Here is a 22,391-nt window from a genome sequence, read left to right on the forward strand (position 1 = left end):
ATGAACTGCCTGAACCAGAATCAGGGAACGCCCCGTTCCTGAAGAAAGGCTTGGGTGATCTGCTCCGCTAGCCGTGCCATCTCGCCGGCGGGAATCTGCAGCACGCCATGCTCGGCCATGAGCGCGTGGTACTGTTGCTCTTCGAGGGGTATGCCCGCAGGCAGAGGAACCACATGGAAATGGAGGTGGCTGTTGGCTTGCTGGCTGCCGAGTGAAAGAACGTAGATTCTTTCCGCCTCGAATGCTTTTTTCAGCGCCCGAGACAAGAGGTGTACATGCCCTTGCAATCGCAGGTATTCTTCGGTCGAGAGATCCTGAGCCAAGTCTTCGCGGTGTTTCTTTGGGGAAACCAAACAGTATCCGGGCAGCGTTGGATACTTACTGCGAAAGATGATCGTCTCCTCATCCTCGAAAATGCGATGATGGAAGAACGCAGGATCTCCGCTCACCAGCCCGCAGATAAAACAGGGCCTTGTCGCTATATCGCGCAGGTAGGCTTCGAGATTGAACGGCTGGCGTTTGCCCATGCTGAACATCATCAGGACCATGCGCATAAATCAAGATTTCTTGCGCTGCCTTTTCAATCTCAAGCGAAGGTTGTTTTGAGCGCCTTCGCCGCATCCTGCGTGTGGTCTCTGCGGTCAATGAAGTTGCGTGCCCGAGGGATTGGGTCATGCAGATACTGATCGGGACCCAGCATCTTGCGTTGATTTAGCTCGGCCGTGCTGAGCGGATCGAAATCGACTCCCTCGATCGCGCAGCCCCACCCAAGATTATGAGATGCCCACCCCTTCCGATGGTGTTCCAGAAGCCGTTCGCGCCCGGAATAACCGTGATAATCGAAGGCGATGATGCCGTTCGTCACATACATATGGCCTCCTGCAAAACCCTCGTTCGGAATGATCCGCTCAGCATGGAAACCTTCGAGCGGCGGACGCTGAAGGAAGACACCGGCGAGGATGTGGCAGGCGCCATAGCCAAAGAAGATACGGTCAGGCAGCGCCCACCGCTTTTCAGGATTTTTCTTGATGCCGTGTTTCAGGACATACATGCGTGAGCATTTCCATTTTCGATCAGGCCCACCACTTGGTTGATCGAACGTTCCAAATGAATCGCTCTATCATGCAACCAGTATTTCATTGATTGCGACGAGATTGCAATTAGGCGTTATACGCCATGCCTGCGAAATCGATAGCTCAGGCGGTGCCGGAACCAACTGCAAAAGAGCTGCCGGTACGACGGCCGTGCCGCCAGCCATCGATGACTTTGCGCTCTAGCGCGTAATTGTGATGAAATCCGTGCCGGCGCCGGTCTCTGGGCCGATGCCGGTGTCGGAAATCGTCAGAGTCGAGCCTGCCGCCAGCATGCCGCTGATCCGGCGGCGTGTTTCGTCGGGTATCGTGATGCGGTCGAGCGCGTTGGCGATCGGCGTGCCGGTCACGATCGAACTCTCGTTGGCGACGATCCCGAGCCGCTTCATTGCCTGCCTGGAAAGATCGTTCTTGAGCGTCACGCCGAGCCAGTCGGCCTTGCCGTTTTTGGCGTCGACGGCGTGCAGTGCGAAGTAATGCGTGCCAAGTGCCTGCCGTGGATTGTCGATCGTCAGCGGCGCCTCGAAGACTGGCATGAAATCCTGCCGCACCATGATAATGCCGTTCGGCGGCTCGCCCTTGCCTGCCGCAGCATAAACTTCCCTAAGGAGGGTGTCGCTGACAAGCGCCTTGTCACCTTTGAATTGTGCAGGCCGCAGCGCCTTGAAGGTGTTGATGGCCTGAATGGTGGCCGTGCCGACAAGGCCGTCGGGTGTGCCCGTCGAAAAACCCAGCTGGTTGAGATAGGTCTGGATATCGATCACCGTCTCGCGCTCGGTGCGCCGGGAGATGAGAATGCGGATCGGATCGGTGTTTTCCGGTGCCGCGACCTGCGCGACAGGCGGTGGCGCGGCGTTGTTCATCGCCAACTGAACAGGCTCTCCGCGGTTTTCGCCGATCGCCGGACGCAGTTCCGCATCCGAAAGCAGCAGTGGCGGTTCCGGCAGATCGGGACGGAAGAGATTTGGATGCGCGATCGGCTCGGGCGCCACTTCGGCATCGCTGACGATGACCGGCACGCTGAGATCCGTCATCTTGTAGAGTTGCTTGGCAAAGGCGGCGGGCATGCGCACGCAGCCGTGGGAGGCCGGATAGCGCGGCACGGAATTCGATTCATGAAGCGCGATGCCAGACCAGGTCAGTCGCTGCATCCACGGCATCGGAGCTGCCGAGTAGAGGTTGGACTCGTGGTATTTCTTTTTTTCGAGAACGGAAAAGATACCGTTCGGTGTCGTGTGGCCGGCCTTGCCGGTCGAGACTTTCGAGGTCGCGATCACTTCGGTGCCGTCATAGACGACAAGCGACTGCTTGTCCTTGGAAACAAAGATTTGCAGGGTGCGGGCATCCACCGCAAAGGCAGGGTGATGCACGAGTGCGGTCGCCGACAGCAAGCCGAGGCCGAAAACAAAACGCGAGAACATGTGAGCCAACCAATACGCAATACTTGTCCTTCATATACGGCACGATGCTTAAGGAAGGCTTGAGCGTTCGTCGTTGAATCGGCGCTCACGCATGGGTGATCTTTGGCCGCCACAGCCGTGTACTTGCGATTGCCCGATTATCCGTCGCGTTTGCCGCTGCCGAACGTATAGCCGGTCTCCACGGTCTTCTTGCCGAATTTCTCGCGCAGCTTGTCCATCGCGGTTTCCGCCGCCGCGCGCCGGGTGGATTGCTGGTCGATGAGGTCCGGCGGGTCGGCGCGCGCCGGGTCGCAAAGGTCGGTGACGCCGATGCCGATCAGGCGGAATTTCGTGCCGTCCGTTTCCTTCTCCAGAAGCTCGATGCCGGTCCGGAAAATCCTGTCGGCAAGCTGCGTGGGGTCTTCCAGCTTCCGGTTGCGCGTGCGGGACTTGAAGTCCGTCGTCTTCATCTTCAAGACGACGGTATTCCCGGCAATGCCGCTCTTCTTCAACCGCCAGGAGACCTTCTCGGAGAGACTGCGCAGGATCGGCACCAGCTCGTCATAGCGTGAAATATCGTCGAAGAAGGTCGTCTCCGAGGAGACGCTCTTTGCCGGATCGTTGAGGTGAACCTCGCGGTCGTCGATGCCGCGCGAAAGGCGCGCGAGCCTCTGGCCGATACTGCCGTAGCGGCGCATCAGGTCCGTTTCCTCCATCGTCTGCAATTGTCCGATTGTGCGGATGCCATCCGCTTCGAGCGTTGCCGCGAAAGCCTTGCCCACGCCCCAGATCGTCGTCACCGGGCGCGGCGCCAGAAACTCCACGGCTTCTTCGCGGCCGATGACGGAAAAGCCGCGCGGTTTCTGCAGGTCTGAGGCCACCTTGGCGAGGAACTTGCAGTAGGACAGCCCGACGGAAACCGTGATACCGATCTCCTTTTCGACGCGACGGGCGAATTTCGCGAGCGTGCGGGCCGGCGGGTCATGGTGCAGGCGCTGGGTGCCGCCGAGTTCGAGGAATGCCTCATCGATCGAAAGCGGCTGCACAAGCGGCGTCAGCTCCTGCATCATGGTGCGGACCTCGCGGCCGACCTTGACGTATTTCTCCATATCGGGACGGATGACGACCGCCTGCGGGCATGCCTCCAGCGCCTTGAACATCGGCATGGCGGAGCGAACACCGTGGATGCGGGCGATGTAGCAGGCAGTGGACACGACGCCGCGCTTGCCGCCGCCGATGATGACCGGCTTGTCGGCGAGCTCCGGATTGTCGCGCTTTTCCACCGCCGCATAGAACGCGTCGCAATCGATATGTGCGAGGGTCAGATCATAGAGTTCCTTGTGCCCCACGAGGCGCGGGCTGCCACAAGCCATGCAGCGGCGCGCCTCGCCCTTCTGCTCGGCAAGGCAGTCGCGACAGAAGCCGGGTGTCTTGTCAGGGGTGGGGGTCATCGTGATGAGAACAAAGATTGAACATTGTGAGACTACGCCTTAAACTTCCGAGTCTCAAGAGACTGGAGAGGTTTGGCTTTGGATATCGATCTGCGTTTTGAGCCGGTGACGCCGGAGCGCTGGACAGATTTCGAGACGGTCTTCGGTCCGCGCGGTGCCTTCTGTGACTGCTGGTGCGTGGCTCTCAGATTGCCGCATGCAGTGCGCACCAAAATGCGGCCGGATGAGCGGAAAGAGTATATCAGAAACCGCATCGCCGCCGGTCCGCCGCCCGGCATTCTCGCCTATGCGGATGGCCAACCGGTCGCCTGGGTGCAGGTGGGACCGCGCCAAGATGTTGCCCAATTCAACTCGCCGCGCACGGTTTCCCGGCCGCTGGAGGAGGGCGATGTGCTGGACCCGTCCATCTGGGCTGTGAGCTGTTTCTTTCTTTCGCCGCCACTGCGTGGCAAAGGTCTCAGTCATCGCCTGCTGCAGGGCGCGATCGATCACGCGCGGCAAAACGGCGCGCGCTGTCTCGAAGGCTGTCCCATCGACCATACGAAGCAGTCGAAGTCGGTCACGCTCTGCATCGGCTCGACCGCGATCTTCGATGCGGCGGGCTTCGAGCCGGTGGCGCGGCGAAAGGACGGGCGGCCGCTCATGCGGTTGGATTTGCTGCAGTGAGGCTTCGAGCCGCGTCGGCTTCAGTGAAATGACGGCCGATCAGCGATGCAGCCTCGTTCCAGTCGTGAATCCGCTGAATGTCGTCCATGGCCGCAGGCGCGAAACGGTGAATTTCGGAGACCGGCATCAGATGCAGCAGAAGGCAGTTGTCGACATGTTCGCGCACCGAATGAAGATTGACCGCCATGTCGTCGATGAAAGCAACGGGCAGGGGGCGCATGCCATGCAGCGCCTTGACGACCGGCCCTTTCGGCTGACGGGTCGCAAGCAGCGGGTAGGGAAGGCTGAAGCGGTCGAGCAACCGCCGCCGTTGATCCGCATAGACCGGCGGCATTGCGGTCAGGAAAACGATATCGGCAGTGGCGGAGAGCCTGCCGAGCGTCTCCGTGGCCCGCGAAAGTGGCAGCTGCCACTCCTCCTGCCGTTCGAAGAAGGTTTCGATCAGCCGGCTGACATGGATAACCTCGAGCGCAACCCCATCTTTAGAAACGATATTGCCATGAAGATGAAAGGAACGCGGCAAAAGCTCATGCCCTTCGCTGAGAAGAAACCGCTGAAAGGGATCGATGAACTGCAGCACGACGTCGTCGACGTCGCAGACGATCAGCGGCCGGTCGCCCAGCGGCACATGCGAGATGTCGAAAGTCCCGGTCTCCATTGCGCTCAGTATTCTCCGGAATCGAGGCCGGGAGAGGAGAAATGCCGCCATACGGCAGCGAGCGTATCTGGCTTCGTGCCGGTCGCCTCGCAGAAGGCCACCGCCGTTGGCTCGTGGTTCATCAGGAAATCCAGCATGCCGGCGAGGAAGCCAGGATCGTGGACGGCGTTGCGGACCTGGGCAGGCTCCACGCCCGTCAGCGCCAGGAAACGCGAGAACATGTCGGGTTCATTCGCCAGCCAGCTGAGAACGGCAATCGCCGTTTCCTGGGGATCTGCGGCCAATTGTTTGGAAGTCTTGAAGTTGCTTTGCATTTCGCTGGGTAAGTTACCTTTTCTTCAACCAAATACCGGTAGTTTACCACTATCGGTTTCCTGGATTCGTGCGCGCAGTCTTCTGTCACGGCGCGATCGGCTGCAGGGACGAGACGTAGGGACAAGCGTGCCATGCCCAAACAGGTGATGATTGTAGAAGATAACGAGCTCAACATGAAGCTCTTTCGCGACCTGATCGAGGCGTCCGGCTATACGACAATTCAGACCCGAAACGGAATGGAAGCGCTTGATCTTGCTCGAAAATACAAGCCGGACCTGATCCTTATGGATATCCAGCTTCCGGAGGTTTCCGGCCTGGAGGTTACCAAATGGCTGAAGGAAGACGACGAACTGCATGTCATCCCGGTGATTGCGGTGACGGCCTTTGCAATGAAGGGCGACGAGGAGCGTATCCGTCAGGGCGGCTGCGAAGCCTATGTCTCCAAGCCCATCTCGGTTCCGAAGTTCATTGAAACGATCAAGACCTATCTCGGTGATGCCTAGCGCATCTGAAAGACGTTTATGACTGCGCGCATATTGGTGGTTGATGATATTCCGGCGAATGTGAAGCTGCTCGAAGCGCGGCTTCTCGCGGAATATTTCGACGTGCTGACGGCGGCGGACGGCTATCAGGCGCTGGCGATATGCGAGCGCAACCAGGTCGATCTCATCCTGCTCGATGTGATGATGCCGGGGCTTGACGGCTTCGAGGTCTGCGCGCGTCTGAAGGCGAGCGCGAAGACCTCGCATATTCCCGTCGTGATGGTGACGGCGCTGGACCAGCCGGCTGACCGCGTGCGCGGCCTGAAGGCGGGCGCCGATGATTTCCTGACCAAGCCGGTCAACGACCTGCAGCTCATCTCCCGCGTGAAGAGCCTTCTGCGACTGAAGACGCTGAGCGATGAACTGCGCATCCGCGCCGAAACGGCCGAGACGATGGGGATCGATGATCTGCTGCGTGCCGGCGAAGGGCGCCCGGAAGAAGCCGGACAGATTCTATTGGTCGACAGCCGCGCCAATTCGCAGGAGCGTATCATCAAGGCGCTGAAGCCGATCGCCGATGTCACGGCCATCTCCGACCCGCAGGCAGCCCTGTTCGACGCTGCCGAGAACGCCTTCGAACTCGTGATCGTCAATGCCAATTTCGACGATTACGATCCCTTGCGGCTCTGCTCGCAGTTCCGATCGCTGGAGCGCACCCGTTTTCTGCCGATCCTGATCATAACGGAGCAGGGCGCTGACGACATGGTCATCCGGGCGCTTGATCTCGGCGTCAACGACTACATTGTCCGTCCGGTCGATACGAACGAACTCGTCGCCCGGGCCCTGACGCAGATCCGCCGCAAGCGCTTCAACGACCGCCTGCGCGCCAGCGTCAAGCAGACCATCGAGCTTGCCGTCACCGATCCCCTGACGGGTCTCAACAACCGCCGCTACCTCGACAATCATCTCAAGGTTCTCTTCAACCGCTCGATGGCCCGGGGGCGGCCGCTATCCGTGCTGATCACCGACATCGACCGCTTCAAGCAGGTGAACGACACGCACGGCCATGATGCCGGCGACGAAGTGATCAAGGAATTTGCCAACCGCATCCGCTCGACCGTCCGCGGCGCCGATCTCGCCTGCCGCTATGGCGGCGAGGAGTTCGTCGTGGTGATGCCGGATACGTCGCCTGAGGTGGCTGCCGCGGTTGCCGAGCGCCTGCGGGCCTCCGTCGAAAGCATTCCTTTTGGGTTGAAATCGGCAGGGCAGGAGCTGAAAGTCACCGCCTCCTTCGGTATCTCTTCGCGCCTGTCCTCGGTCATCACGCCGGACCAGCTTATGAAGCAGGCTGATCTTGCTCTTTATGAAGCAAAGAACACCGGCCGGAACCGCGTCGTTGCTGCCGCAGCCTGAAGGCAATACTGTCTCAGGACCGGCGCAGGACATCGTTTTTCACTGGAAAACGCCGAACATTACAAATTTGTAATCGTGGCCTTGGCAAAGGACACGCTTCTTTTGTGGAAAAGGCCCGGAAATGGATCACCGCCGTCGGTGACCCTCTCAGGGTGCATCTGCCCCCGGCGGGAAGAACAAAGGCGCTCTGTCAAAGAATACACGGATAGCGGCAGGCGGCTATGCAAGCAGTGCTATTTCCCGAATGGAAATGTTGCGACCTTACGTAACGTCAACATCCGGTAAAGTTACTGCTATGTGCCTATTGGTTTCTTTGCAAAGCTGGTTCATTTCCTGAGCGCCTAAGTCATTAGGCTGATCTCCACCTGCCCCAAAATTGGACTTTTAACCATAGGAACAGGCAGGAATAGCTCATCATTAAGAATTTGTTGATTTTCTTTCATTTTTGCGCAAATTATTGGCTCATAAGAGAAAAGCACTCCCTCTTGAGGAGTCCGCATACCCCATGATGCTCAGGTCCGCCGCATCTCCTGGGTCGTGGGGTCCGGTCGGCTAGCTCGCAACTTTTCGCGGTTCCTCGTGCCGCCTTGCCTGCTGGCCGACCCCCTTTGCCAAAAACGCCGTCTTTCCCATCACGGAGAAAGACGGCGTTTTTGTTTGCGCTGAGAGGGCAAAAACACAATCCAGGAATGAAAAAAGCGCGCAGCCAGACGGCGCGCGCTTTTTAAACAACCTGAGATCAAGAATTACTTGATCTTGGTTTCCTTGAACTCGACGTGCTTCTTAGCGACCGGGTCATATTTGGTCTTCGTCATCTTGTCCGTCATCGTACGGCTGTTCTTCGTCGTGACGTAGAAGAAACCGGTGTCGGCCGTCGACAGCAGCTTGATCTTGATTGTGGTAGCCTTGGCCATGGTTGTCCTGCCTTTACGAAAATGAAAGCCGTGGAAAGCCGGATGGGCTCCACGGCAAATTCTGGCGCGAAACTACGAATCCGGCCCGAAAAGTCAAGCCCGCTTTCGGAGGAAAAGCAGTCTTATGCCGGCCAGCAAGGCATAAAGCCCGAAGAAACAGGCAATCGCATATGCAAAACCATTGTTTCCGGCAACGTCGATAGCAACTCCGATTGCCTGCGGGCCGGCAACGGTGCCGACGGCATAACAGAAGACGAAGGCGGCATTCGCCGCTGCAAGATCGGAACCTGTCAATCGGGAACCGAGGTGGCTGAGGCCGACGGTGTAGAGGCCGGCAACGCAACCGCCCCAGAAAAGCAGGACCCCTGCCATCATGATCCAGCTGTGGGACAGCAGCGGAAGCATCAGCGAGCCGATAAGGCCCATGAAGGCCATGGCGGCAAGCAGCGGGCGCTTGTCGGAAATCCGGTCGGAGAGCATTCCGACCGGGATCTGAAAGATCACATTGCCGATACCCATGACCGTCAGCAGCAGTGCCGCCTGCGATTCGGTGAAGTTTGCGCGGATCGCATAGATCGGGAACAGTGAAAGGCCGCCCGCCTCGACCGCGCCGAAAATGAAGACTGCGGCCGTTGCCGTCGGTACCAAAAAGACGTAGCGCATGAAGTGCAGCTCCGGCTTCTCTTCTAGGATCGGGCTTTCGTGTCGCGCGATAAAGATCGGGATGGCCGCAAGCAGGATCGCGGCTGCGCCAACCAGAAACGGCAGTATGCCGTCGCTGCCGAGAATCGAGAAGAGCAGGGGGCCCGCCGCGAAACCGAGCGAAAGCACTGTCGCGTAGATGCCAAGCACGAAGCCTCGTTTCGTAGGCGGTGAGGCGGCATTGATCCAGAACTCGGACAGGATGAACAGGGTCGTCGTCGCGCCGTGGAATGCAAAGCGCAATGGGAACCAAAGCCAGAAATTCTCGGCGTAGTAAAATCCGAGCGAGCTGAGCGCGGAAATCACCACCGCCCAGAGCATTGTCGGGGCGACCCCGTATTTATGCGCGAGCTTTGTGGTGATCGGGGCGGCAGCCATGGCGGCGATCCCTGCCATGGCCGTATTGAGGCCGATGAGCGTTGAGGGGATACCGCGCTTTTCCAGGATGATGCTGAGAAGCGGAAGTCCGAGGCCGATCGCGATACCGACAGCGGAAATCGACGAGACGGCGGCAACCAGCGACGGCCAATGGATTTCCTCGACATCGCCCGGTGTGCCGTTTCTCGGCTGAGACATGAATCCATCCTTGAATGACTGAAACGAATCGCCCGTTTGTGGCACATAGAAAGACACACGCGTGCCAAATCCAAGTGACGGGTTGTGCTTTACGGAAAGTCCGGTGCCGATGGCAATAGATCAAATAATCCAGCTCGTGATCACTCAGGACTGGCGCTGCAATCCTGCAGCGCCGGCGAGCGTTGCCCACTACACGCGAATTATGTCTGGACGGTGAAGGTGCAGGACTGCTTACGATGAGCGCCCGCGGCCGGGGATATCGTAATCGTCGTGATCGTCGTTCTGGTCGCCGAAACCATGCAGGCGAAGCGCCCATTGCAGGCCGATGACGCCGCCCTTGATCGGCTGGATCGAGACGAGGGCGGTCAGAACGGTGATGGGAGCCCAGATCGCCAGCGTCAGCCAGAGCGGCAGCGGCCAGATCATGTCGGTCATCATGTAGCCGCCGACCACGACGTGGCCGAGAACGAGGATGACGAGATAGGGCGGCAGGTCGTCGGAGCGGTGATGGTGCATGGCCTCGCCGCAGGCGGCGCAATGGTCGACGGGCTTCAGAAAAGCCCTGAAAAGCTTGCCGCTGCCGCAATGCGGACAACGGTTCAGCATGCCGCGCATGATGGAGCGGCCGAGCGGACGCTCGGCCTTTTCTGCGTCCCCATAGCGGACCGGTTGTTCGGTCGATGCAGTGGTCATGATCGTTCCTTTTCGAGCGTCCCTACACGCACGAAGCGCCGCAACCCGCCGCCTGGCGGAGAAGCGACGCTCCTTACTTCAAATGCAGAGCATCCCGAAAAGGATGCCCTATCGCCGCCCCCTTGGCGGCCTTGTCCCGGCCATCTTGCGGGCCTGCCGGTTGTCACGGCGGCCTGCCTTGTGGAACGAGCGCACTGCCGTCGGCATGTTGCGTCCTTCGCTTATCATCTCGAAGCGAAGCGCGCCGGCGAGCGGGATCGCTTCGGCAAGCTTTACGGTGACATCGTCTCCGAGACGGTACCCCAGCCCGGTCCTCTCACCCGACAGCGCCTGATGCGCCTCATCGTAGATGAAGTAGTCCGTGCCGAGCGTAGATATAGGTACGAAGCCGTCGGCTCCATAGTCGGGGAGGGCGACAAATAGTCCCGATTTCGTGACGCCCGATACGCGCCCCTTGAACTCTTCCCCGACACGCGTGCTGAGATGATGGGCGACCAGCCGGTCGACCGTCTCGCGCTCCGCGGCCATTGCACGGCGCTCGAAGGTGGAGATTTCGGCGGCGATGTCGTCGAGCGCGGCCTCTTCCTGCGGTGTGATGCCGCCTTCGCCAAGACCGAGCGAGCCGACCAGCGCACGATGAACGATCAGGTCCGCATAGCGGCGGATCGGCGAGGTGAAATGCGCATATTTCATCAGGTTCAGCCCGAAATGGCCGATATTCTCCGGGCTGTAGATCGCCTGGCTCTGCGAGCGCAGGACCATCTCGTTGACCATCGTCTGATGCGGCGTGTTCTCGGCTTTTGCCAGGATGCCGTTGAAGCTGTTCGCCCGCACATTGCCGCCCTTAGCAAGCGAGATTCCGAGCGTCGCCAGAAATTCGCGCAGGATCTCCTGCTTGGCGAGCGTCGGGCCGTCGTGGACGCGATAGATTAGCACCTGACGCTTCTTCTCGAGCGTTTCGGCCGCGCAGACATTGGCCTGGATCATCATTTCTTCGATGAGCTTGTGCGCGTCGAGCCGCGGCGGCACGACGACGCGGTCCACCGTGCCGTCCGGTTTCAGCAGGATCTTGCGCTCGGGCATATCGAGTTCGAGCGGCTGGCGCCTCTCACGGCCGCGTCTTATCACTTCGTAGGCGTGCCAGAGCGGCTTCAGGATCGGTTCCAGCATCGGCCCGGTCTTGTCGTCTGGCTTGCCGTCGATCGCCGCCTGCGCGTTGCTGTAGGAAAGCTTCGCCGCACTTTTCATCATGATGCGGTGGAACGTATGTCCGGCCTTGCGGCCTTCCTTCGAAAAGACCATGCGCACGGCAAGCGCCGGCCGGTCGACGCCTTCCTTCAGCGAGCAGAGATCGTTGGAGATGCGCTCCGGCAGCATCGGCACGACGCGATCGGGGAAATAGACCGAATTGCCGCGCTTCAGCGCTTCGCGGTCGAGTGCCGAATTGGACCTCACATAGTAGGAGACATCGGCGATCGCCACGGTGATGATCACGCCGCCCGGGTTGTCGGGGGAAGGGTCCGGTTCGGCATAGACCGCGTCGTCGTGATCCTTCGCATCGGCCGGGTCGATGGTGATCAGCGGCACGTCGCGCCAATCCTCGCGATGCGACATCGTCGCGGGCCTGGCCGCATCGGCTTCGTCGATCACCGGCTGCGGAAAGACATGCGGAATGCCGTGCGCGTGGATCGCGATCATCGAGATCGCCTTTTCCGAGGCGACGGAACCGACGACCGACAGCACCTTTGCGCGCGGCAGGCCGAAGCGTCCGAGGCGCGCGATCTCGACTTCGACGAGGTCGCCGTCCTTGGCGTCGCCGGTATAGTCCGGATCGATCAGCATTTCTTCGCCGCGCCGTTCGATCGGCAGCAGCCGTCCAGCGCCGCCGGGGGCGGTGCGGAAAACACCCATGGTCGCGCCGCGGCGCTTGTCGATGATCTTGATGATGCGCGCGGTATAGGCCGGTCCGCCGCGGTCAGCCGCCGGGAAAATCTTCGCCACGACGCGGTCACCCATTCCGGCAACGGGTGTCTTTCCCTTGCCCTGACGTCCGGCAGGCGACGTCTGGCGGATCGCGACGGCAGGCGCAACGCCCTGATCCTCCGGCCATTCCGCCGGCCGGGCGATCAGTTCGCCGTCCTTGTCGCGTGTGGTGATGTCGAGAACGGTTACGGGCGGCAGTGCGCCTGGCCGGATCAGCGACTTCCGTGTCTTCTGCAGCATGCCTTCCTGTTCGAGGTCCCGTAGCATGTGCTTGAGTTCGACGCGGCTGTCGCCCTTGAGGCCGAAGGCCTTGGCGAGCTCGCGTTTGGACGCCTTTTGCGGATGTTCGGCGATGAAGCGCAAAATGACTTCGCGCGACGGCAATGCGCCGTGCACGATGTTCAGCGGTTCGACGGGAGCGGCATCGCGGCTCGCGCGGCCGATCTTCCCCGGGCGCTTGCCCATGGTCTTCGTTCTTTCGCGCGGATTCCTGCTCACTCTCAGCTCTTCTTCGTTTTCGCGGGCGCTTTCGCTTTCGCAGCGGCTTTAGCCTTGGACTTGGCGGCGCTTTTCGTCGCCTTGCCTTCGGAAGCGGCAGCCTTTGCCTTCGGTTTTGCTCTGCCCTTGGCCGCCGGCGCCTTGCTGGCCTTGGCGGCGATCAGGGCCAGTGCCTCCTCGACCGTGATTGCCTGCGGATCCTTGCCCCTCGGCAGCGTGGCGTTCACCTTGCCCCAGCTCACATAGGGACCATACTTGCCGTCACGAACGGTGATTGCGCCGCCATCCGGATGCTCGCCCAACTCCTTGAGCGCCACCGGTGTTCCACGTCCGCGGCCGCCCGGAGCCTTGTTCGCCTTCTCGGCAATCAGCGTTACCGCACGGTTGAGGCCGATCGAAAACACGTCCTCGACGCTTTCCAGATTGGCATAGCCGCCGTCATGCAGCAGGAATGGGCCGTAGCGCCCGATACCGGAGGAGATCATCTTGCCGGTTTCCGGGTGCTTGCCGATGTCGCGCGGCAGCGAGATCAGCGCCATCGCCTTCTCGTAGTCGATGTCTTCCGGCTTCCAGCCCTTCGGCAGCGAAGCGCGCTTGGCATCCTTGCCGTCGCCGCGCTGGATGTAAGGGCCGAAGCGGCCCGAGCGCAGCGTCAGCTCCTCGCCGGTCACCGGATCGGTGCCGAGGTTCTTCGGTTCGTTTTGTGCCCCACCTTCGGCTTCTGCGCCGTTTTCGGAGGTGAGCTGGCGGGTGTAATTGCATTCCGGATAGTTCGAGCAGCCGACGAAGGCGCCGTATTTGCCAAGCTTCAGCGACAGGTTGCCGGTACCGCAGACCTGGCAGATGCGCGGATCGCTACCGTCCTCCCGCTTCGGGAAGACGAGCGGCGCCAGCTGTTCGTTCAGCGAGTCGAGCACATTGGTGACGCGCAGTTCCTTTGTATCCTCGATCTGCGAGAAGAAATCCTTCCAGAACTCGCGAAGCACCTGTTTCCAGTTGAGCTCGCCTGCCGAGATCCGGTCGAGCTTCTCTTCAAGGTCGGCGGTGAAATCGTATTCGACATATTTGGTGAAGAAGCTCTCGAGGAACGCCGTCACCAGCCGTCCTTTGGAATGGGGGATCAGCTTGCGCTTGTCGATCGTCACATATTCGCGGTCGCGGAGCGTTGCGAGCGTCGCGGCGTAGGTGGAGGGACGGCCGATGCCGAGCTCTTCCATCTTCTTGATCAGTGTCGCTTCCGAATAGCGCGGCGGCGGTTCGGTGAAGTGCTGCGTCGAGTTGATTTTCTGCTTTGCGAGGTTCTCGCGCGCATTGATCTCCGGCAGGCGGCCGCCTTCGTCGCCTTCGTCGCTCTGTTCGCCGTCTTCCTTCTGGTCGGTGTAAGCCGCAATGAAGCCGTCAAACCGGATGACGGATCCGACGGCGCGCAGGCCGGCCTTCTGGCCATTGTTGTCAGCAGTGATTTCGGCCGTCGTGCGCTCGATTTCGGCCGAGGCCATCTGGCTCGCAATGCCGCGCTTCCAGATCAGGTCGTAGAGCTTGATCTGATCGGCATCGAGGAATTTCCGCACGCGGTCAGGCGAACGGTAGAAATCCGTCGGACGGATTGCTTCGTGCGCTTCCTGGGCGTTCTTCGCCTTGGTGGAATAGAAACGGGCCTTCTCCGGCATGTAGCGCTCGCCGAACTGATCGACGATGGCGCGTCGCGCCGCATCGATCGCTTCGGGTGCCATCTGCACGCCATCGGTACGCATATAAGTGATGAGACCGACCGTCTCGCCGCCGATATCAACACCCTCGTAGAGTCTCTGGGCGATCTGCATCGTGCGCGATGCAGAGAAACCAAGCTTGGAGGAGGCCGCCTGCTGCAGCGTCGAAGTCGTGAACGGCGGTCCCGGGTTGCGCTTGACGGGCTTTGCCTCGACGCTGTCGACGACATAGGCTGCCCCCTCGAGCAGGGATTTCAGCTTGGCGGCGTCTTCGCCATTGGCGATCGATCGCGCCTGCAACCGTTTGCCATTGGCTGCAACCAGCTTGGCCTCGAATTCATCCCCGCGCGGCGTCTTCAGGAGGGCCGAGATGTTCCAGTATTCTTCCGAGATGAAGCGCTCGATCTCGGTTTCGCGGTCGCAGACGAGACGCAGCGCGACCGATTGCACGCGACCGGCCGAACGGGCGCCCGGCAATTTGCGCCAGAGAACCGGCGAAAGATTGAAGCCGACGAGGTAATCGAGCGCGCGGCGTGCGAGATAGGCATCGACCAGCGGTACGTCGATGTCCCGGGGCTCGGCCATCGCGTCCAGAACCGCCTTCTTGGTGATGGCGTTGAAGACGACGCGCTTCACCGACTTGCCGTTCAGCACGCGCTTCTTGTTCAGGACGTCGAGCACGTGCCAGGAGATCGCTTCACCCTCGCGATCCGGGTCGGTTGCGAGGATGAGCCCGTCGGAAGACTTCACCGCGTCTGCGATATCCTTCATGCGCTTGGCCGAGGCGCTGTCGACCTCCCAAAGCATTTCGAAGTCCTGGTCAGGAAGAACAGAGCCGTCCTTGGCAGGCAGATCGCGCACATGGCCGAAGGAGGCGAGCACCTTGTATCCGGAGCCCAGATACTTGTTGATCGTCTTGGCCTTGGCAGGCGATTCCACCACTACAACATTCATCATGATTCTCTAAAAAACTACCGCGCCCGGCGAGGAGAAGAGCGTAATACTTGCCGCCCGAAGAATACCGGCCCTCCGACATGGACAGGGAAATCGTTCCGGTCAAGGGGTTTGCTGAATTTTAGGCGTTACAATCCAATGCAACCAAAGAGAGATTTAGAAACGCATTGCAATTTTAGGTATTATGGTTATCGTTTTTCAAGTCGGCCAGGGCTCCTTGCAAGCAGCGGTCCGTAATCGTCCAGAGTCCCTTCATGGCGCCCAAGGTTGAAAAGAAGAACAGCGATGGATCGGCCTCGCGGGGAAAAATCGCATCCATCCGCCAGATGCTCGCCGAGTTGCGTCAGGTCGCCGAAAAGGAAGAGGTGGATTATGCTGTGCTGTCTGATCGAGATGGCCTATGTCGAGGCCGGCGAGCTTCACAACCGCATGTAGGAAGCTCAATCGCCCATCGCAAGGGAGACGAGGCAGCCGGGATGCCGGTGCAGCCTTGCGCCGATATCAAGCTCAAGCAGAAACGAGATAGACCGCCGAGACGGAGAGCCCGGTGTGCCGGATGATCGTATCGATCTCGACCGGTTTCGGCCCAGCGCATCGACGATCCTGGCGCGCTCGGGAACATCGGCCGGCAGCATGTCCCTTCCGCCAGCGGGGCACCTTCGATCACGTCGACGAAGGGGTGCCGAATTTGCGCCGGTTCCAGTTCCCGATGCGCCTCGGCTTCGGTCGCGATGCGGGTTGCGCGCGTGGCGCCGCCGCGCGACGAGAGCTCCGAAAGCACCGAGAGCGCGGTTTGCGCGAGCCGAAAATGATGGATGAGGTCGCGGAAGGTGGGCGGGGCCGACATTGTCGGAGCGATCAGCCGCAGCCAGGCAATCCGTTGCCGTTTCCTCAGCGCAATTCCCTCCGGCCTTGCGCTTGCCGCGTCCATCTTATCCCTTTGCCCCGATCTTGCTCTCCGTCCCACTCATGAGGCGGGAAATGTTGGCCTTGTGCTTGTAATAGGAGATGACCGACATCACGGCCATGACCGCTGCAACCTTCTCGGCTCCCAATATCCACAATGCAACCGGGATGACAAGCATCGCGACCAGCGCCGACAGCGACGAGTAACGGGTGGTAAAGGCAACCGCGAGCCATACGGCGCCGAAAAGCAGAACCATGACCGGCGCGACGCCAAGCAGCGTGCCGATATAGGTGGCAACGCCTTTGCCGCCCTTGAAGCCGATCCAGACGGGGAAGAGGTGGCCGATGAAGGCAAAGAAGCCGGCAATGATGCCCGCTTCCCCGCCAAGGAAATAACCGACGATCCAGGCTGCGGCCGACGCCTTCAGCGCATCGAGCAACAGGGTCGCAGCCGCAAGCTTCTTGTTGCCGGTGCGCAGCACATTGGTCGCGCCGATATTGCCGGAGCCGATGCTGCGCACATCGCCGAGCCCCGCCGCCTGCGTCAGGATAAGGCCGAAGGGGATGGAGCCCAGCAGGTAGCCGATCGCGGCCGCCGCAAGCGCCAGCGGCGGTGTAATCTGCCAGGTCATCAAGTCAGAGATCATTTACTCCATCCCTTTCGTCCAATGGGCTTACCCCTCACCCTGACCTCTCCCCGCAAGCGGGGCCAGGGAACCTGCACAGCGCGCCCTTTGCGAAGGACGAAACGACGCTGCGAGTCACCTTCACCACGCCTGCGGGGAGAAGGTGCCCGGCAAGGCGGATGAGGGGCAACTCCCACTTTATTCCAATCCGTAAACCAGCTTTCCCGCGACATAGGTCGCGACAGCCCGTCCGCTGAAGCGCGCATCCTCGAAAGGCGTATTCTTCGAGCGCGAGAGAAGCATGTCTTCCGAGACAAGCCAAGGCTCGTCGAGATCGATCAGCGCGATATCGGCTTTGGCACCCGGCTTTAGCGTGCCGGCTTTCAGGCCGAAGATCTGCGCAGGGCGCGTCGACATCGCATCGATCAGCCGCATCAGACTCACCTGGTCGCTGTGGTGGAGGCGCAGGGCCGCTGCAAGCATCGTCTCAAGACCCACTGCGCCATCAGCCGCTTCGCCGAAAGGCAGCCGTTTGGTATCGACATCCTGCGGATCATGCGAAGAAACGATGATGTCGATTGCGCCTCTCGCCAGCGCATCCACCATCGCCACGCGGTCGTCTTCGGAGCGCAGCGGCGGATAGAGCTTGAAGAAGGTACGGTACTCGCCGATGTCGTTTTCGTTAAGCGCCAGGTTGTTGATCGAGATGCCGCAGGTCACCTTGGCGCCGCGGCTCTTCGCAAGCTCGATCGCCTCGACCGACTCCGGTACCGAGATCATCGCCGCATGATACGTGCCGCGTGTCAGCTGCGCGATGCGGAGATCTCGTTCAAGAGGAATGAGTTCCGCTTCCTTCGGAATGCCCCCGAGACCGAGCCAGCTGGCAAGCAATCCTTCATGCATGACGCCGGTGGCGCCGAGATATTTGTCGCGGGTCTCGCAGGAGATGACGGCGCCGAATTCCCGCGCATAGGTCATTACCCGCCGCAGCACCTGCGTGTCGTGAACGCTGGAACGGCCATCCGTGAAGGCGACGGCTCCGGCTTCCATCAGCAGGCCGATCTCGGTCATCTCCTCGCCGGCCAGATGCTTGGTGATCGCCGCAGCCGGATAGATGTTGACGAGCGCCGTGTCCCTCGCCGTTTTCTTGACGAATTCGACCAGCGCGATGTCATCGATGACAGGATCGGTGTCTGGCATCATGATGATCGAGGTGACGCCTCCTGCGGCCGCCGCCCGGCTCGCCGAAGCGATCGTCTCGCGGTGTTCGGCGCCCGGCTCGCCGATATTGACGCATGCATCGACCAGGCCCGGCGTTGCGACGAGACCGCTGCAATCGCGAACCGTGGCACCTTCCGGCGCCCCCTGGTTCTGCGCATCCTTTCCGGCTGCCGCAATCATGCCGTCCTTGACGATGATCGTGCCGATCTCATCGAGATTGCGCGAAGGATCGATGATGCGAACATTCTTGAGAACGATCGAGTTCGTCATGCCCGCGGCCCCCGGTTCTGAGACACAAGCAAGGTCTCCATCACCGCCATGCGCACCGCGACCCCCATTTCCACCTGTTCGGCAATCACGCTCTGCGGTCCATCCGCCACCTCGGATGAGATTTCCACCCCGCGGTTCATCGGTCCCGGATGCATCACCAGCGCATCGTCCTTGGCAGCTTTCAGAGTTTCCGCATCAAGCCCATAGAAATGGAAATATTCCCGCACCGAAGGCACGAAGGCGCCGGACATCCGCTCGCGCTGGAGGCGCAGCATCATAACCACATCGGCGTCCTTCAGCCCTTCCTTCATCGAGTGGAAGACCTCGACGCCCATCTCCGCGATGCCGGCCGGAAGCAGCGTCGCCGGTGCGACGACACGGACCCGCGCGCCCATGGCATTCAGAAGCAGGATGTTCGAGCGCGCCACCCGCGAATGGAGCACGTCGCCACAGATCGCCACGATGATGCGCGACAGCCTGCCCTTGGCGCGGCGGATCGTCAGCGCGTCGAGCAGCGCTTGCGTCGGATGCTCGTGCTGGCCGTCGCCGGCATTGACCACCGAGCAGGAGACCTTTTGCGCCAGGAGTGCGGCGGCACCGGCGCTCGAATGGCGGATCACCAGCACGTCCGGCCGCATCGCATTCAGCGTCATCGCCGTATCGATCAGCGTTTCGCCCTTCTTCACCGAGGAATTGCCGACCGGCATATTCATGACGTCGGCGCCAAGGCGCTTTCCGGCGAGTTCGAAGGAGGCTTGCGTCCGTGTCGAGGCTTCGAAGAAGAGGTTGATCTGCGTCAGGCCGCGAAGGGTCGATGTCTTCTTCTCGCGCTGCCGGCTGATCTTGACGGCCTCATCCGCCTTGTCGAGCAGGTAGGTGATATCCTGCTCCGTGAGGCCTTTTATGCCGATGAGGTGGCGGTGGGGAAAGAAGACCATGAACCTGCCTCTTGCTGTGTCACGCGCTCTATAATGAGTGGCGCGGTGAGGGGCAAGCATGTGCTGCGGACAAAGGCTTACGTCCCCATGCAATTTTGTCGTAAATTCGCTAGAGCTGAAGCGGGAAAGCTCGAACTTCCGCTTTCCCTTTGCCTGTCTCTTGCACTAGAAGCGACTCATGACATCCGCTGAAGAAAAACTCGCCGAGCTGAACCAGCCAAGTCTCTGGTCCGGCATCAATGCCTACCGGTCCGATCCGCTGATCGTCGACTTGACTGCGGCGTTGCCGCGCGGCACGCGCGAGGACCTGGAAAACATGGGCCGCTACGTGACCTCGCCGGAGGCGCAGGAGCTGGCGCGCATGGCAAACCAGGGTACGCCGCAGCTTCGCACCCATGGTCCGCGCGGCGAGCGTCTGGATGTCGTCGAGTTTCACCCGGCATGGCATGCACTGATGCGCCGCTCGATGTCCGTCGGCCTGCATTCCTCAGTCTGGGATCCACAGGCCGATGCCGACGCCAAGGATCAGGCGCACAAGATCCGTGCGGCCCGCTTTTACCTCACTGCCCAGCTCGAATCCGGCCACCTTTGCCCGCTGACGATGACGAGCGCTTCGGTGGCAGCACTCTCCGCTTCGCCTGCCGTGCAGAAGGATTGGGCGCCGAAGATCCTCTCGCGCAAATATGATTCGTCGAACAAGCCTGCCATGCAGAAGTCTGCCGTGACAATCGGGATGGGCATGACCGAGAAGCAGGGCGGCACCGACGTCCGCTCCAACAAGAGCACAGCCGAAAAGATCAGCGAAGGCATTTACCGCCTGTCGGGCCACAAATGGTTCATGTCGGCGCCGATGAGCGATGCTTTCATCATGCTGGCGCAGACGAAGGAAGGCGTGGGCTGCTTCCTGGTTCCGCGCCTGCTGGAAGACGGTTCGGCCAATGGCCTGCAATTCCAGCGCCTCAAGGACAAGGTCGGCAACCGCTCGAACGCCTCCTCCGAAGTCGAGTTCAGCGATACCTTCGGCTTCCTGCTTGGCGGCCCGGATGCAGGCATCCGCACGATCCTCGACATGGTGACGTTGACGCGTCTTGACTGCGCGCTTGCCTCGTCGGGCATCATGCGTGCCTCGCTTGCCGAAGCCGTGCACCACACCCGCGGCCGCAGCGTCTTCGGCAAGATGCTCGTCAACCAGCCGATCATGACCCGCGTGCTGGCCGATATGGCGCTCGACGTCGCGGCCGCAACGGCTCTGTCCTTCCGCCTCGCTGACGCTTTCGACAAGGCCCGCGGCAATGCGGAAGAGGCTGCCTACGCCCGCGTCATGACGCCGGTTGCGAAATACTGGTGCTGCAAGATCGCGCCGGCGCTCATCTATGAGGCGATGGAATGCATCGGCGGCAGCGGCTACATCGAGGAGCGCCCGATCGCCCGCCACTACCGTGAAGCCCCGGTCAACGCCATCTGGGAAGGCTCCGGTAACGTGATGGCGCTCGATGTGCTGCGTGTGCTGACGCGCGGCAAGGATCTCTTCGAAACGGTGTTCACCGGCCTTGCCCGCGACCTCGGCCCGGCCGGCAAGAAGACGATTGACGTCCTTCGCGCCGCAATGGCGCTCTGCGAACGGGACGAGGGCGCGGCCCGTCTGCTGGTTGAACAGCTTGCGCTCGCCGCCGCCGCTGCCGAGCTCTACCGCCTCGGTGCCGGCCGCATCGCCGACGCCTTCATCGAAACGCGCCTCGCAGGCGGCTGGCGGGCGACCTACGGCATGCTCGATTCCCGCTTCGACGCGACCTACATCGTGGACCTGCTCTATCCGCCGGCAGGTTAGGGCAAGATAACACCCCGAGGAACTTGCGCATGGGTTCGAAATCTAAATCGTGATGCAACAGGCTGTGACCGCTCCCAGTTCGTCCATAGCTTTGCGCTGTGCCCGGCGCCGGATGAGATCTTGCAGGGCTTCCTCGATGGTCGCTTTTTTCGTCGGCAAGCCTTTGAGGCGCATTGCCTGTTCCCTTAGCTCGTCGTCGATGTCTACATGGGTTCGCATGTTGGCCGCATGTGTATCTTTGGCCGGATTACACATTCGTCCATTTCAAACAATATCCCCAGGCTTTCCGAGACCTGCCCATTGTCGGCAAGCTAAGGCTTCGCTACTCACCGCATAGTGACAGGCTGGGCGATCCGATATGTTGAATGAATCCGCGGTACTTGAAGCTCTTCCGCAGGCTGCAAGCGAAGCCGATAAGCGCGTCCGCGACCGCGGTGCGACCGAAAAGGCGATCCTCAGGGCGGCCAAGGCGCTGCTATCGGAAGAGGGGTTTCAGAATTTCGGCATTAACGCGGTTGCCCGCCGGGCCGGATGCGACAAGCAGCTGATCTATCGCTATTATGGCGGTCTGAACGGCCTTGTCGAAGCGATCGGCGCCGATCTCGGCACCTGGGTTAGGGACCGCATTCCGGAAGATACCGGCGGCATGTTTCTGCTCACCTACGGCGATCTCATGGAGCGCCTGGCGTTGCTTTTCCTCGAGGCGCTTCGCGACGACCCGCTGATGCGCCGCATCGTCGCCTGGGAAGTCTCCGAGAATACGGAGCAGGTGAGGCGGCTTGCCGAATCCCGCTCGAAGGCGCTGTCGCAATGGCTGGAGCGCATGAAGGGCTCGCTGGCGCCGCCGAAGGGCGTCGATGCCGCCGCCGTCAACGCAATTCTCATTGCCGCGATCCAGCACCTCGTGCTCTCGGCTTCGGCAGGCGGCCAGTGTGCGGGCCTTGCGCTGAAGACCCCCAAGGATTGGGAAAAAGCAGCAACCGCTTTGAAGCGCATCGTTCGCGGCGTTTACGGCTGACGCGGCTTCGTGTCATCCACAGGCGGCGACCCGGCCGTTAACCTTAACGAATGGTTTACATTGCACCCTGCGGGTTAAC

General features: G+C 60.8%; 21 protein-coding genes and 1 pseudogene. 5 read left to right on the top strand and 17 right to left on the bottom strand.

What is annotated here, in order from left to right; genetic code table 11:
- Positions 1–20 precede the first annotated feature (20 nt).
- The 4 genes from ISN39_RS05550 to ISN39_RS05565 all read right to left on the bottom strand — a co-directional run bounded on the left by ISN39_RS05550 (position 21) and on the right by ISN39_RS05565 (position 3,942).
- A complete protein-coding gene (locus tag ISN39_RS05550; protein WP_194730110.1) occupies positions 21–527 on the bottom strand; it encodes an HIT domain-containing protein in 507 nt (168 codons plus the stop codon).
- Between the two features lie 59 nt (positions 528–586).
- Positions 587–1,051, bottom strand: a complete 465-nt coding sequence (locus ISN39_RS05555; protein ID WP_194729418.1) for a hypothetical protein — start codon at positions 1,049–1,051, stop codon at positions 587–589.
- A gap of 222 nt (positions 1,052–1,273) precedes the next feature.
- Positions 1,274–2,512: a L,D-transpeptidase family protein gene (locus ISN39_RS05560; protein ID WP_194729419.1), complete on the bottom strand. Its 1,239-nt coding sequence runs from the start codon at positions 2,510–2,512 to the stop codon at positions 1,274–1,276.
- A gap of 137 nt (positions 2,513–2,649) precedes the next feature.
- Positions 2,650–3,942 (bottom strand): DNA polymerase IV, encoded by a 1,293-nt coding sequence (locus ISN39_RS05565; RefSeq protein ID WP_194729420.1) that lies wholly within the window; start codon positions 3,940–3,942, stop codon positions 2,650–2,652.
- Between the two features lie 78 nt (positions 3,943–4,020).
- Between ISN39_RS05565 and ISN39_RS05570 the strand changes: the two genes are divergently transcribed.
- Positions 4,021–4,608 (top strand): GNAT family N-acetyltransferase, encoded by a 588-nt coding sequence (locus ISN39_RS05570; RefSeq protein WP_074067452.1) that lies wholly within the window; start codon positions 4,021–4,023, stop codon positions 4,606–4,608.
- On the opposite strand, the gene ISN39_RS05575 is transcribed toward ISN39_RS05570, so the two are convergent.
- Both ISN39_RS05575 and ISN39_RS05580 read right to left on the bottom strand, forming a co-directional pair.
- Positions 4,583–5,266: a hypothetical protein gene (locus tag ISN39_RS05575; RefSeq protein WP_194729421.1), complete on the bottom strand. Its 684-nt coding sequence runs from the start codon at positions 5,264–5,266 to the stop codon at positions 4,583–4,585. The two genes, ISN39_RS05570 and ISN39_RS05575, sit on opposite strands and share 26 nt — an antisense overlap.
- Positions 5,267–5,271: 5 nt before the next feature.
- A complete protein-coding gene (locus ISN39_RS05580; RefSeq protein WP_092583059.1) occupies positions 5,272–5,580 on the bottom strand; it encodes a DUF3572 domain-containing protein in 309 nt (102 codons plus the stop codon).
- A 132-nt stretch (positions 5,581–5,712) separates the two neighbouring features.
- Between ISN39_RS05580 and ISN39_RS05585 the strand changes: the two genes are divergently transcribed.
- Positions 5,713–6,084, top strand: a complete 372-nt coding sequence (locus ISN39_RS05585) for a response regulator (protein ID WP_022714852.1) — start codon at positions 5,713–5,715, stop codon at positions 6,082–6,084.
- Positions 6,085–6,102: 18 nt separating this feature from the next.
- The gene (locus ISN39_RS05590) at positions 6,103–7,476 is read left to right on the top strand and encodes a PleD family two-component system response regulator (RefSeq protein ID WP_194729422.1); all 1,374 of its coding nucleotides are present in this window, start codon (positions 6,103–6,105) and stop codon (positions 7,474–7,476) included.
- Between the two features lie 746 nt (positions 7,477–8,222).
- On the opposite strand, the gene rpmG is transcribed toward ISN39_RS05590, so the two are convergent.
- The 10 genes and pseudogenes from rpmG to ISN39_RS05635 form a co-directional block, all read right to left on the bottom strand.
- The gene (rpmG, locus tag ISN39_RS05595; RefSeq protein ID WP_003547442.1) at positions 8,223–8,390 is read right to left on the bottom strand and encodes a 50S ribosomal protein L33; all 168 of its coding nucleotides are present in this window, start codon (positions 8,388–8,390) and stop codon (positions 8,223–8,225) included.
- A 93-nt stretch (positions 8,391–8,483) separates the two neighbouring features.
- A complete protein-coding gene (locus tag ISN39_RS05600) occupies positions 8,484–9,668 on the bottom strand; it encodes an MFS transporter (protein ID WP_039844585.1) in 1,185 nt (394 codons plus the stop codon).
- A 231-nt stretch (positions 9,669–9,899) separates the two neighbouring features.
- Entirely contained in the window at positions 9,900–10,361 is a 462-nt protein-coding gene (locus ISN39_RS05605) for a DUF983 domain-containing protein (RefSeq protein ID WP_194729423.1), read from the bottom strand.
- Between the two features lie 108 nt (positions 10,362–10,469).
- The gene (gene rnr, locus ISN39_RS05610; protein ID WP_194729424.1) at positions 10,470–12,842 is read right to left on the bottom strand and encodes a ribonuclease R; all 2,373 of its coding nucleotides are present in this window, start codon (positions 12,840–12,842) and stop codon (positions 10,470–10,472) included.
- A gap of 2 nt (positions 12,843–12,844) precedes the next feature.
- Positions 12,845–15,505 carry a type I DNA topoisomerase gene (topA, locus tag ISN39_RS05615; protein WP_194730111.1) on the bottom strand — a complete coding sequence of 887 codons (2,661 nt, stop codon included), beginning with the start codon at positions 15,503–15,505 and terminating at the stop codon, positions 12,845–12,847.
- A gap of 440 nt (positions 15,506–15,945) precedes the next feature.
- Positions 15,946–16,140, bottom strand: a complete 195-nt coding sequence (locus ISN39_RS05620; protein WP_194729425.1) for a hypothetical protein — start codon at positions 16,138–16,140, stop codon at positions 15,946–15,948.
- Between the two features lie 56 nt (positions 16,141–16,196).
- Positions 16,197–16,436 (bottom strand): annotated as a pseudogene (locus tag ISN39_RS36115) (DNA-protecting protein DprA); the annotation flags it as partial.
- A gap of 1 nt (position 16,437) precedes the next feature.
- The gene (plsY, locus tag ISN39_RS05625; protein WP_074067465.1) at positions 16,438–17,058 is read right to left on the bottom strand and encodes a glycerol-3-phosphate 1-O-acyltransferase PlsY; all 621 of its coding nucleotides are present in this window, start codon (positions 17,056–17,058) and stop codon (positions 16,438–16,440) included.
- A gap of 177 nt (positions 17,059–17,235) precedes the next feature.
- Positions 17,236–18,528: a dihydroorotase gene (locus ISN39_RS05630; protein WP_194729426.1), complete on the bottom strand. Its 1,293-nt coding sequence runs from the start codon at positions 18,526–18,528 to the stop codon at positions 17,236–17,238.
- Complete coding sequence (locus ISN39_RS05635) at positions 18,525–19,466, bottom strand: aspartate carbamoyltransferase catalytic subunit (RefSeq protein WP_194729427.1); 942 nt, start codon at positions 19,464–19,466, stop codon at positions 18,525–18,527. Before ISN39_RS05635 ends, ISN39_RS05630 begins: the two co-directional genes overlap by 4 nt.
- Positions 19,467–19,644: 178 nt before the next feature.
- Between ISN39_RS05635 and ISN39_RS05640 the strand changes: the two genes are divergently transcribed.
- Positions 19,645–21,294, top strand: coding sequence for an acyl-CoA dehydrogenase family protein (locus ISN39_RS05640; RefSeq protein WP_074067469.1), 1,650 nt, complete (start codon positions 19,645–19,647; stop codon positions 21,292–21,294).
- A gap of 42 nt (positions 21,295–21,336) precedes the next feature.
- On the opposite strand, the gene ISN39_RS05645 is transcribed toward ISN39_RS05640, so the two are convergent.
- The gene (locus ISN39_RS05645; RefSeq protein ID WP_246763279.1) at positions 21,337–21,549 is read right to left on the bottom strand and encodes a type II toxin-antitoxin system VapB family antitoxin; all 213 of its coding nucleotides are present in this window, start codon (positions 21,547–21,549) and stop codon (positions 21,337–21,339) included.
- 103 nt (positions 21,550–21,652) lie between these two features.
- Between ISN39_RS05645 and ISN39_RS05650 the strand changes: the two genes are divergently transcribed.
- Positions 21,653–22,312, top strand: coding sequence for a TetR/AcrR family transcriptional regulator (locus ISN39_RS05650; RefSeq protein ID WP_194729428.1), 660 nt, complete (start codon positions 21,653–21,655; stop codon positions 22,310–22,312).
- Positions 22,313–22,391 lie beyond the last annotated feature (79 nt).

The sequence above is a fragment of the Rhizobium sp. 007 genome (assembly GCF_015353075.1).
In the GTDB taxonomy this organism is placed as follows: domain Bacteria; phylum Pseudomonadota; class Alphaproteobacteria; order Rhizobiales; family Rhizobiaceae; genus Rhizobium.

Bases quoted from the DNA above. Each gene is read 5' to 3' on its own strand.
- ISN39_RS05565 (WP_194729420.1), bottom strand. From the start codon at position 3,942: ATGACCCCCACCCCTGACAAGACACCCGGCTTCTGTCGCGACTGCCTT.
- ISN39_RS05630 (WP_194729426.1), bottom strand. From the start codon at position 18,528: ATGACGAACTCGATCGTTCTCAAGAATGTTCGCATCATCGATCCTTCG.
- ISN39_RS05560 (WP_194729419.1), bottom strand. From the start codon at position 2,512: ATGTTCTCGCGTTTTGTTTTCGGCCTCGGCTTGCTGTCGGCGACCGCA.
- ISN39_RS05635 (WP_194729427.1), bottom strand. From the start codon at position 19,466: ATGGTCTTCTTTCCCCACCGCCACCTCATCGGCATAAAAGGCCTCACG.
- ISN39_RS05650 (WP_194729428.1), top strand. From the start codon at position 21,653: ATGTTGAATGAATCCGCGGTACTTGAAGCTCTTCCGCAGGCTGCAAGC.
- ISN39_RS05580 (WP_092583059.1), bottom strand. From the start codon at position 5,580: ATGCAAAGCAACTTCAAGACTTCCAAACAATTGGCCGCAGATCCCCAG.
- ISN39_RS05605 (WP_194729423.1), bottom strand. From the start codon at position 10,361: ATGACCACTGCATCGACCGAACAACCGGTCCGCTATGGGGACGCAGAA.
- ISN39_RS05620 (WP_194729425.1), bottom strand. From the start codon at position 16,140: ATGCTGCCGGCCGATGTTCCCGAGCGCGCCAGGATCGTCGATGCGCTG.
- plsY (WP_074067465.1), bottom strand. From the start codon at position 17,058: ATGATCTCTGACTTGATGACCTGGCAGATTACACCGCCGCTGGCGCTT.
- ISN39_RS05640 (WP_074067469.1), top strand. From the start codon at position 19,645: ATGACATCCGCTGAAGAAAAACTCGCCGAGCTGAACCAGCCAAGTCTC.
- ISN39_RS05585 (WP_022714852.1), top strand. From the start codon at position 5,713: ATGCCCAAACAGGTGATGATTGTAGAAGATAACGAGCTCAACATGAAG.
- ISN39_RS05600 (WP_039844585.1), bottom strand. From the start codon at position 9,668: ATGTCTCAGCCGAGAAACGGCACACCGGGCGATGTCGAGGAAATCCAT.
- topA (WP_194730111.1), bottom strand. From the start codon at position 15,505: ATGAATGTTGTAGTGGTGGAATCGCCTGCCAAGGCCAAGACGATCAAC.
- ISN39_RS05575 (WP_194729421.1), bottom strand. From the start codon at position 5,266: ATGGAGACCGGGACTTTCGACATCTCGCATGTGCCGCTGGGCGACCGG.
- ISN39_RS05590 (WP_194729422.1), top strand. From the start codon at position 6,103: ATGACTGCGCGCATATTGGTGGTTGATGATATTCCGGCGAATGTGAAG.
- ISN39_RS05555 (WP_194729418.1), bottom strand. From the start codon at position 1,051: ATGTATGTCCTGAAACACGGCATCAAGAAAAATCCTGAAAAGCGGTGG.
- ISN39_RS05550 (WP_194730110.1), bottom strand. From the start codon at position 527: ATGGGCAAACGCCAGCCGTTCAATCTCGAAGCCTACCTGCGCGATATA.
- rpmG (WP_003547442.1), bottom strand. From the start codon at position 8,390: ATGGCCAAGGCTACCACAATCAAGATCAAGCTGCTGTCGACGGCCGAC.
- ISN39_RS05645 (WP_246763279.1), bottom strand. From the start codon at position 21,549: ATGTGTAATCCGGCCAAAGATACACATGCGGCCAACATGCGAACCCAT.